At 64.7% G+C, this 10,506-nt stretch carries 8 protein-coding genes and 1 pseudogene; 1 reads left to right on the top strand and 8 read right to left on the bottom strand.

What is annotated here, in order from left to right:
- The 8 genes and pseudogenes from MOV75_RS14645 to ugpB all read right to left on the bottom strand — a co-directional run.
- Positions 1-217: pseudogene (locus tag MOV75_RS14645) on the bottom strand (amidase family protein); the annotation flags it as partial.
- Between the two features lie 7 nt (positions 218-224).
- The gene (locus MOV75_RS14640) at positions 225-404 is read right to left on the bottom strand and encodes a DUF4089 domain-containing protein (protein ID WP_246925989.1); all 180 of its coding nucleotides are present in this window, start codon (positions 402-404) and stop codon (positions 225-227) included.
- Positions 405-422: 18 nt separating this feature from the next.
- Positions 423-2,207, bottom strand: coding sequence for an ABC transporter ATP-binding protein (locus tag MOV75_RS14635; RefSeq protein WP_246925992.1), 1,785 nt, complete (start codon positions 2,205-2,207; stop codon positions 423-425).
- Between the two features lie 280 nt (positions 2,208-2,487).
- Entirely contained in the window at positions 2,488-3,387 is a 900-nt protein-coding gene (locus tag MOV75_RS14630; protein ID WP_246925994.1) for an ABC transporter permease, read from the bottom strand.
- Positions 3,388-3,599: 212 nt separating this feature from the next.
- Positions 3,600-4,613, bottom strand: a complete 1,014-nt coding sequence (locus MOV75_RS14625) for an ABC transporter permease (RefSeq protein ID WP_246925996.1) — start codon at positions 4,611-4,613, stop codon at positions 3,600-3,602.
- Between the two features lie 108 nt (positions 4,614-4,721).
- Positions 4,722-6,344, bottom strand: a complete 1,623-nt coding sequence (locus MOV75_RS14620; RefSeq protein WP_246925997.1) for an ABC transporter substrate-binding protein — start codon at positions 6,342-6,344, stop codon at positions 4,722-4,724.
- A 377-nt stretch (positions 6,345-6,721) separates the two neighbouring features.
- Entirely contained in the window at positions 6,722-7,681 is a 960-nt protein-coding gene (locus MOV75_RS14615) for a phosphotransferase (RefSeq protein ID WP_246925999.1), read from the bottom strand.
- A gap of 222 nt (positions 7,682-7,903) precedes the next feature.
- Positions 7,904-9,208 (bottom strand): sn-glycerol-3-phosphate ABC transporter substrate-binding protein UgpB, encoded by a 1,305-nt coding sequence (gene ugpB, locus MOV75_RS14610; protein ID WP_246926003.1) that lies wholly within the window; start codon positions 9,206-9,208, stop codon positions 7,904-7,906.
- Positions 9,209-9,430: 222 nt separating this feature from the next.
- Between ugpB and MOV75_RS14605 the strand changes: the two genes are divergently transcribed.
- Positions 9,431-10,441 carry a TRAP transporter substrate-binding protein gene (locus tag MOV75_RS14605; protein WP_246926001.1) on the top strand — a complete coding sequence of 337 codons (1,011 nt, stop codon included), beginning with the start codon at positions 9,431-9,433 and terminating at the stop codon, positions 10,439-10,441.
- The last annotated feature ends 65 nt before the right edge of the window (positions 10,442-10,506 follow it).

Below are 10,506 nucleotides of genomic sequence, written 5' to 3'. Positions count from 1 at the left end.
CGAGCGGGCCGACGGTCTTGCCGGCGGCGATGTCGGCATCGATCGCGCGCGCTTTCGCGCGGGCGCGATCGGCGGTGACATCGGTGAAGGAATTGAGGACGGTGTCGTGCTGCTTGATGCGCGCAAGCGCGGCTTCAGTCGCATCGAGCGCGGACATCCTGCGGGCCGCGACCGCGCTGGCGATCTCGGCGGCCGTCATTTCTGGCTTGGTGGTCATGACAGCATCAAACCGTGAAGATCGGCGCCGGCTCGGTCTCGTCCGGCAGCGCGAATTCGTCGACGAGGCGGGAAAGGCGCAGCGACACTTCGAGGTTCGCACGCACCGCGGGCCTCCAGGCCTCCTCGACCGGCAGCGCCAGCGCTTTCGATACGGCGTCGATATAGTCGTCCAGGGGTTCGGCCATCACTCTCTCAAGCTGATCTCAGTGCACCGGCAACGGCGGATGCGGGATCGCCGTCAGCAGTTCCTTGGTGTAGTCGTCCTTGGGATCGCCGAGCACCTGCTCGGAAGAACCCTCCTCGACGATCCGTCCCGCCCGCATCACAATGACACGATCGCACAACAAGCGCACCACATTCAAATCATGCGAGACGAACAGATAGCTCATGCCTAGCCGCTGCTTCAGGTCCTGAAGCAGGTTGAGCACCACGGCCTGCACCGAGACGTCCAGCGCCGCCGTCGGCTCGTCCAGGATAACGAGCTTTGGATGCAGCGCGACCGCACGGGCGATGCCGACGCGGGCCTTCTGGCCACCGGACAATTGGTGCGGGAAGCGGTCGAGCAGGTTGTGCGGCAGGCCGACCATGCTCGCGAGTTCCTCGCAGCGGGCCCGCAGCGCGTCGCGTCCTCTGATATCCCCCAGCTGCATGATGGGGTCCACGATGGCGCGCGCGGCGGTGAAGCGCGGGTTCAGGCTGTCGGTCGGATCCTGGAACACCATCTGGATGCGACTGCGCTGCGGCAGCCGGGCGAAGGCTGACGGTGCGATGGCGGAGATGTCCTCGCCCTCGAACTGGATCAGGCCGGAGGTCTGGTCCAGGAGCCGCATCACCATCATCGACGTCGTCGATTTGCCGCACCCGGACTCGCCGACGAGGCCGACGCTCTCGCCGTGACCGACCGCGAAGCTGATGCCGTCGACGGCGCGGAACACGTCCGGCTCCACCGGCGGCTTGCGGCCGAACAGTTTTCCGAGCACGGCGGTCGCGCCTTGGCGGGGGTATTCCTTGACGAGCTTGTCGACGACGAGGAGGGGCTTTGCGTTCTCGTCGCTCCCGGGCTTGACCCGGGGATCCATCGACTGGGGGGAGTCTTGCGAAGCGGGATGGATGGCCGGGTCAGGCCCGGCCATGACGACCGGCGATTGAGACGCGTGAGCATCCTCCTCCGGCAGCAGGTCCCGCAACGACACACCGAGCCGCGGCGTCGCGCGCATCAGCTTCTTGGTGTAGGGGTGCTGCGGGTTGGCAAAAATGTCGGCGGCTTTCGCGGTCTCGACCACGCGGCCCTTCTCCATCACCACGACGCGATCGCAATAGGCCGCCGCGAGGCCGAGATCGTGGGTGATCAGGATGGTCGACATCGCCTTGCGCTTGGTCAGCTCGACGATCAGATCCATCACCGCCTTCTGCGTGGTGACGTCGAGACCGGTGGTCGGCTCGTCGGCGATCAGCAGCTGCGGATTGCAGGCGAGCGCGAGCGCGATGACGACGCGCTGGCACATGCCGCCCGACAGCTCGAACGGATAGGCGTGATAGCGCTCGCGCGGGCGGGCGATCTTGACCTGCTCCAGCGCCTCGATCGCCTTCTCGCCGTGATCTCTGACCTGGGCCTGCTGCACATGGGTGCGCAGCACGTCCTCGATCTGGTCGCCGACCTTGCGGATCGGATTGAGGGCGGCGCGCGGGTTCTGGAAGATCATCGAGACTTCGCGGCCGCGCAGGTCGCGCATCTGGTCCTCGGTCGCGGCCTTGACGTCGATGCCGGAGAACATCACCGAGCCCTCGGCGATCCGCCCGGCGCGGTCGAGGATGCGCATCACCGCATAGGAGGTCACGGACTTGCCGGAGCCGGACTCGCCGACGATGGCCAGCGTCTCCCCCTTGGCGACGGAGATATTGACGTGCTGCACCGCTTTCACGATGCCGCGGCGGGTGGTGAATTCGACGGTGAGGTCCTGAACGTCGAGCAGGGGCTGGGCGGTCAAGCGGGCCTCCCGATCAAAAAACGCGAAAACAACCCCATGCACAGTAGAATGGGATTGGAATCGTTGGGGAATTTCGGCCGGAATTTTACGTGTAAGGCGGGCACCGGCCTCTCGCTCCCTTCCCCCTTGCGGGGGAGGGTTGGGGAGAGGGGTGGCCCCGGGAGAGGTCTGAGTTCGTGGCTACCCCTCTCCCTGCCCCTCCCCCGCAAGGGGGGAGGGAATGAGAGAGCAGTGCCCACCTTACATGCCGCGTTGATTACCTCGCCCTGAGCACGCACCATCACGTCCTCCGCTGGGGGTCGACGATGTCGCGCAGGCCGTCGCCGAGGAGGTTGAAGCAGAACACCGCGATCATCAAAGCAAGGCCCGGGAAGAGCGCGATCCACCATTCGCCCGACACCATGAAGCCGGCGCCTTCGGCGACCATGATGCCCCATTCCGCGGTCGGCGGGCGGACGCCGAGGCCGATGAAGGAGAGGCCGGCGGCGTTGAGAATGGCGTAGCCCATGGTCAGCGACATCTGCACGATCATGATCGGCATGATGTTCGGCAGGATATGCACCAGCAGGATACGGAATTCGCCGTTGCCGGACAGGCGCGCGGCCTGCACGAAGCCGGCGTTGCGGCGGACATTGGCTTCGGCACGCGCGACGCGGGCATAGAGCGGGAAGTTCACGATGGCGGTGGCCAGGATGATGTTCTGTACGGTGTTGCCGAGCGCGGCGACGATGCCCATCGCCAGCACGAACAACGGAAAGGCCATGATGGTGTCGGCGATGCGGCCGACGATGCGATCGGTCCAGCCGCCGAAATAGCCCGCCGCGATTCCGGCAAGGCCGCCCATCAGGAACACCAGCGCGACCGAGGCGACCGCGATGAACGTGTCGAGCCGGGTCGCGACGATGACGCGGCTGAAAATGTCGCGCCCGAGCTGGTCGGTGCCGAACCAGTGCGCCGCCGACGGCGGCTTCAGCGATGCGGCGGTGTCGGACGCCAGCGGATCATACGGCACCACATAAGGGCCGAAGATCGCGGCGATGAGGATCAGGATCAGCAGCGCGAAGGCGAAGCCCGTGACCTTGTTCTCGCCGAGCACGTAGCGGGTCTGTTCGAGAACGGCAGCGAGTCCCGACGTGCGGGCGGGGCCGACGGGTTCAACAGCAGGCGCAACGGAGCTCATGACTTCACTCCTAAGCGTTGGGATGACCGGACGAGCCTCGAGCTCGCTTTAGCTCTCCCGCTTGCGGGAGAGGTCGGCGCAACGCGCCGGGTGAGGGTTCTCTCCTCTTGGGGGTTCTCGATTGCGGAGACACCCTCTCCCCAGCCCTCCCCCGCAAGCGGGGGAGGGAGCGCACCGTCCGCCCAGCTCGCACCAGACGCGTTCATCATGCGCTAGCCCTCCAACCGGACGCGCGGATCGATCACGCCATACAGTATGTCGATGATCAGATTGAGCAGCACGTACATGACCGCCATTGTCAGCACAAAACCCTGCACCGGCGCGAAATCCGACGAGATCAGCGCTTCCACCGCGTAGGAGCCGATGCCGGGCCAGGCGAACACTTTTTCGACCAGCACGTTGGCCCCTAACAGGAACGAGAACACCATGCTGAGCGTGGTGATGACGGGCAGCATGGCGTTGCGAAAGGCGTAGGTGACGATGACGGTCGCCGGCGACAGGCCGCTGGCGCGCGCGGTGCGGACGAATTCGGACGCCAGCACCGCCAGCATCGAGGCGCGCGTCATGCGCGCGATCGGCGCCAGCGAGAAGATCGCGAGCGTCGTTGCGGGGAGGATCAACTGGCTCAGCGCGGAGCGGAACGCCTCGAGGTCGCGCGCGATCAGCGTGTCGATCAGATAGAAGCCTGTGACCGTCGGCGGCGCGCTGTAGAACACGTCGAGACGGCCGAGCGGCGCCGGCGACCAGCCGAGCCGGAAGTAGAAGACATAGACCAGCACGAGGCCAGTGAAGAACACCGGCAGCGACACGCCGGCCGTCGTCGTGACCCGGCAGAGATGGTCGATCCATGATCCCGGCCGCGTCGCCGCGAGCACACCGAGCGGAATCGCGATCGCGACGGAGACGATGAGGCCGAGCAGCGTCAGCTCGGCCGAGGCCGGCAGGCGGTTGCGGATCTCGGCCGCGACCGGCTGACCCGTGGTGAGCGAATTGCCGAAATCGCCATGGGCGAGGTCATTGGTGTAGCGGAAGAACTGCTCGATCAGCGGCTTGTCGAGACCGAGTTTTTTCCGGATCTGCTCGACGGCTTCCTTCGTGGCGGCGGGACCGGCGAAGTATGCGGCGGGATCACCGGGCAGCGCGCGCGTCAGCAGGAAGGTGACGATGACGACGCCGATGAGGGAGGGGACAGCGAACATCAGGCGCTTGCCGATCATGGTCAGCATGGGGCGCGCTCCGTTCGCGCGAATGGCGAATGGCGAGTGGCGAATAGATGTTCACGACCGATAGCCTGCATTCGCCACCCCCTATTCGCTATCCGCCATTCGCCCCGCTCACCCCTTCGCCAGCGCGCGATAGTCCAGCCTCCGGTGGAACCAGTATTGGTAGCCGCTGATGTTCTTCTGCATCGCGACGTTGACGAACGGCTGGTACAGCGGGATGCGCGGGATGTCGGTGAAGGCGAGATCGACGAAGCCCTTCACGTCGGCATCGTAGGCCGCCTTGTCGCCGGTCGCAGCGGCCGTGCGCGCGCCGTCGATCAGCTTGTCCATCTCCGCCGACTTGTAGCTCATGGTGTTGAAGACGGAATTGTTGCCGTGATAGCACCAGTAAAAGAAGTATTCGGGGTAATCGAGCCAGCCCGAGAACACGTTGGTGAAGAGCGGCATCTCCTTCTTGTTCAATTCAGTGCGCCAGTTGGCGCCGGGCACCTTGTTGATGGTGGTCTTGATGCCGATCTGCGCGAGGCTCTCCTGCACCAGCACGCAGAGCGGCTCGTTGACGCCGGCGAAATTGAGGTCGAACGAGATCGTGGTCTCGAAGCCGTTGGCGTAGCCGGCCTCGCTGAGCAGCGCCTTCGCCTTCTCGATGTCGGTGTCGTATTTGTGCGGCTGCGGCCAGGCGATCTCGGTCGGCTTGTCCTTGGCCGCACCGAACATGGGGTTGGCGAGGCCAAACATCACCGCGTCCATGATCTTCTGGTAGGGCAGCGCGTAGGCCACCGCCTGACGCACCTTGGGATTGTCGAACGGCGGCTTGGTGACGTTCATGCCGATATACTGGATGCCGTTGGAGAACGGCAGCGACACCACGTTGAGCTTGCCGTTCGCCTTCATCTCCTGGAAGTCCTTGTTCGGCAGCTCGTAGGAGATGTCGGCATCGCCGCGCTCCAGCAGCGCGCGGCGGTTGCCGGCCTGCGGCACCATGCGCCAGATCACGCGCTTGATCTTCGGCAGTGGACCGCAGACCCAGTCCTCGTTGCGCTCCATGATGACTTCGGTGCCGGCGGTCCACTTCGTCACCTTGTAGGCGCCGGAGCCCGCGGTCTGCTGCTTGGTGAATTCGAGGCCCCAGGGATCCTTCTCGCTGGCGTTCTTCTTCACCAGCTCGGAGTTGACGATGCAGGGCACGATGACGGCGAGATCGGGGATCGTCAGCCTGTCCTTTTTCAGGAAGTCGACGCGCACGGTGTAGTCGTCGATCACGACGAACTGCTCGGGTTTTGTGAGAGAGCCCGCGCTCATCTGGAAGGTCGGAAAGCCGCCGACGCTGACAGCGCGGTCGAGCGACCATTTCACGTCCTTGGCGGTGACGGGCGCGCCGTCGTGGAATTTGGCGTTCTTGCGCAGCTTGAAGGTGACCGACATGTCGTCGATCTTGAAGTCCTCGGCGAGCTCGCCCTTGAACTTGTCGCGGTCGTAATAGGGCACGCCGCCGGGGCCGACCTTCATCTCGTGGCTGATCAGGCGGTCGTAGCAATTCCACGACACCTCATAGCCGGGCACGTTGGTGCCGATGCCGTGAATGTCGAGATTGTTCGGTCCGCCCTCCGAGACGATCAGCAGCGTCTCCGAGCGCGCGTCGGCATAGGCGGTGGAGATGACCTGTGGCATCGCCGGAAGCGCCGCTCCGGCGGCCAATCCGGACACGGACTTGAGGAAATCGCGGCGCTTCATGAAATGGCTCCAACGCAAAAGGATTTGGTTGGAACTGGATTCGCAAGGTTTGTGCCAAGGCTTAGGGAGGCGATTTATTTGGTATAAATATCTGATATTAAAAGCTATTATTACAGTTTTGCTGTTCTGGAGGTCGGGCAGAATTGCATACAAAGGGAGGCAATTGCGTAAAAATTAGGCTGCATAATTTGAAAGCCCATTGGGAAGGCGACGGCTGGGATCCTCGGCGCCGAGCCGTAGCGGCAGGCCTCGGCTGTCATTCCGGGGCGATGCGCAGCATCGAGCCCGGAATCCATCGGGCCACAACACGGGGGCGACAATGGATTCCGGGCTCGCCGCTCCGCGGCGCCCGGGAATGAAGGTGAGCCGTGGAGCGCTCACACCGCCCAGATCAGCTCCTGAAGCGCAACCAGATCATCCGCCTGTTGCTGCCAGCCCTCGATGCAGACGTGCGCGTTGAGGTCGCTGGCGCGGTGCAGCAGCATCAGCGCCATGAGCCGGCGCTTGAGCGCGAAATCGGGTCTTGAATAGCCAAAGCCTTCGAGCAGGCTACGCACCCTCCCCGGCCGGCCCGCTGCCATGAACGCGCTGGGCCCGAGCAGGTCGTAGTCGCGCCATCCCGCCAGCACGTCGCCGAAGTCGAATAGCCCGGCGAGCGACCATTGGCCGTCGTCGCAGGCGAGCAGGAAGTTTTCAGGAATGTATTCGCCGATCAGCATCACCGGCGGTGCATCCATCGGAATCAGTTTTTCAGCGTCATGCAGGAGATCGTCGAGGCCCCTAAGGAATTTCGCGGCAAGGCCAAGACGCTCGTGCCTGGCACGGCAACCCTGCATCTGCTGGCGCATAAAGTCGTCCCAGCGCGGCTCGATTTGCGCCAGCGGTCCGAGCGGGACACGCTGCACGGCGGCGATGGTCTCGCCGATCTGGCGCAGCGCGCGCTCCTTCTGGTCTTCCGGCAGAGAAGGCCACACCTCCGAGCCGAGCGTGCCGGCAAGACGCGTGATGACGAGATAGGGCCAGCCATCGCGCACGCCTTCGGCAACGATCTCGGGGATCGGCAGGTCGAGATGGCCTTTCAGCTGCGCCAGCGAGCCGCGCTCGGAGACGAATTGGGCTGCGAGCCGCGGCGGAAAGATCTTCAGGATCAGTTTCTCACCGAGCCCGACCACGAGATTGGTGCCGGTCGCGAACACATGCGGCGAGCCGACATCGAGACCGTGGCCGCGCGCGATATCGAGCGCGATCGGCAGCCAACGCGGCGCATCGGAGCGGAAGGCGCGGAAGCTTTGGGCGTCGGCGAGCTGAGGGAGTTGTTGCGATGGCTGGATGGTCATTCGCACTCGCTCGCGCGAGGCGGCCCTGTTTGATTCAGTGCGAGCCCAGGAAATGGTGCACCTCTCCCGCTTGCGGGCGAGGTCGCGCCGAAGGCGCGGGTGAGGGTTTTCTCCTCTGGGGGACTGTCCCATTGCGGAGACACCCTCTCCCCAACCCTCCCCCGCAAGCGAGGGAGGGAGCACATCTCGCTGGCGGCCACAGCTAGGCTCATTCGCAATACGCTACCGCTCCGGGCTTGCGCGCTCGAACTGGCGGAGGATCTTGTTGCCGCGCTCGACGGCGGAATCGAGCGCGGCTTGCGCGCTCTTGTGGCCGGCGAAGGCCTGCTCCAGCTCGTCCTCGATCGCGCCGCGGATCAGGACGAACGAGCCGAGCCGGACGCCCTTCGAATTCTCCGTCGGCGGATGCAGCGTGATCTCCTCGAACGAGATCGCCGAGCCCGGATTGCGCTCGTAAAACCCTTGCGACCGCGTCAGCTCGAAGGCGGCGCGGGTCACGGGCAGATAGCCGGTGTTCTGATGCCAGGCGGCCTGCACACCGGGCTGCGACAGATAGGCGAAGAACCGCGCCACGCCCTTGTATTCCTCGCGCGGCCGATCGCGCAGCACCCACAGCGTGGCGCCGCCGATGATCGAATTCTGCGGCGCGCCTTTCATGTCGGGCCAGTACGGCATCATGCCGTAGCCGATATCGAACTTCGAATTCGCTCTTATGTCGGCGCGCGTGGCCGAGGAGCCGATGAAGATGCCGCACTCGCCCTTCTGGAAGCGTGGCTCGGCCGATTGGCCGCGGCCGCTATAATCGAACAGCTTGGTCTTCTGCCACTCGCTGAGCGCTGCGATGTGATGCACGAGCGATGGATTGTTGATGGTCAATTCCGCATCCAACCCGGCAAAACCGTTCGCGCGGCTCGCCAGCGGCAGATCGTGGAAAGCGGAGAAATTCTCGACATGGATCCAGGACGGCCATGACGTGGTGAAGCCGCAAGGAGCGCCACGGTCGCGCAGCCGCTTTGCAGCCAGCCCCAATTCCGGCCAGGTCTTCGGCGGCGTCTCCGGATCGAGGCCCGCGTCGCGGAACATGGTCTTGTTGTAGTACAGGATCGGCGTCGAGGAATTGAACGGGAACGACAGCAGATTGCCGGCTGCATCGGTGTAATAGCCGGAGACCGCGGGCAGGTAATCGGCCAGCGAGAACGGCTCGCCCTGGTCCCGCATCAGGCTGAACACCGGATAGATCGCGCCCTTGGCCGCGGTCATGGTGGCGGTGGCGACCTCGTTGACCTGGACGATCGCGGGCTGGCTGCGCGAGCGGAAGGCGAAGATCGCGGCGGTCACCGTCTCGGTGTAATTGCCCTTGTAAGCAGGCACGATGCGGTATTCGGACTGCGAGGCGTTGAAGTCCGAGGCCAGTTTCTCGAGCTGCCGCCCGAGTTCGCCGGACATGGCGTGCCACCAGGCGATGTCGGTGGCGGCACGCACGGGAGCCGCCAACGAGAGAGCCACAAAGGCGGCGACGAGCTGCAAAAGGCGCGATGCTGAAGTCACGATGGCTCTTCCCGTGCCGCGCGACAAACGGCGGACGACCTTGCTTACGGCGCGGCATATTTGGTTTCAACCCGGAATGCGCGCCGGCCGCGCCGCACAATCGCTGCCTCGGCGCCGGCGGGATGGCCTTCCCCCGACCATCTGCTAGATTGCATTGAACCTTTTGCTCCCGCCATAGACTCCACCACTGAGGGGTTGAGTGTGCCAGTGCTAAGCCGTGCCGAACTCTCGCGGACCGGGGTGATCTTCGTCGCGCTTCTGCTCGCCGCAGTCTCGATAGGCTTGCGCGCGACGGGCGCCGTTGCGCGCGAATTTCGCGCCGCCGACACCCAGACCGAGGATTACCCGACCGTCCAGGCGCTGCGCTACATGGGCGCCCTGGTTGCCGAGCGCTGCGGCGGGCGCCACGAGATCAAGGTGTTCCACTCCCGCCAGCTCGGCGAGGAAAAGGAGACCATCGAGCAGACCCGGGCCGGCGCGATCGACCTCAACCGGACCAACGTGGCGCTGATCGGCAATTTCGTTCCGGCCATGAACGTGCTCGCCATGCCGTTCCTGTTCCGGTCCATCGAGCACATGCAGAAAGTGCTGGACGGGCCGATCGGCAGCGAGATCCTCGGCAGTTTCGAGCCCTACGGGTTCGTCGGGCTCGCTTTCTACGATTCCGGCGCGCGGTCGATCTACAACGGTGTCCGCCCGGTGAGGAATATCGCGGACCTCAGGGGATTGCGGATCCGGGTGCAGCAGTCGGAGTTGATGAGCCAGATGATCCGTTCGCTCGGCGCCGAGCCGGTCGAGCTTCCTTACGGGCAGGTGCTCACCGGGCTCACCAACCATCTGATCGACGGCGCCGAAAACAACTGGCCATCTTTCGTGACGACAGACCATTACAAGCATGCCGGCTACCTTGCGCTCACCGAGCACACGATGAGTCCCGAAGTGCTGGTGATCTCGCAGAAGGCCTGGCAGAGCCTGTCGCCGGACGACCAGACCATCTTCCGGGAGGCAGCGCAGCGCTCCAGCCGGTTCATGCGCGAGAAATGGCGTGACCTGGAGGAACAGTCGCAGCGCAAGGCGCAGGAAGCGGGCGTCACCATCGTCAGGGATATCGACCGCAAGCCGTTCGAGGACGCCATGGCCGCGATCTACGCCAAGGCGGGGCGCGATCCCGCCGCGGCCGCGCTGATCGAACGCATTCGCAAGGTGGAGTGAGCCGCGTTGGCTGCACTTGGACATCACGAGCACGCAGACCGGCCGTCCGGCCCGATCGGGCGGCT

Origin of the sequence: Bradyrhizobium sp. PRIMUS42, assembly GCF_023006515.1 — a bacterium.
Lineage (GTDB): Bacteria > Pseudomonadota > Alphaproteobacteria > Rhizobiales > Xanthobacteraceae > Bradyrhizobium.
Note: the sequence above shows the minus strand (reverse complement) of the source record. Positions and strands in the feature narration are given on the sequence as shown.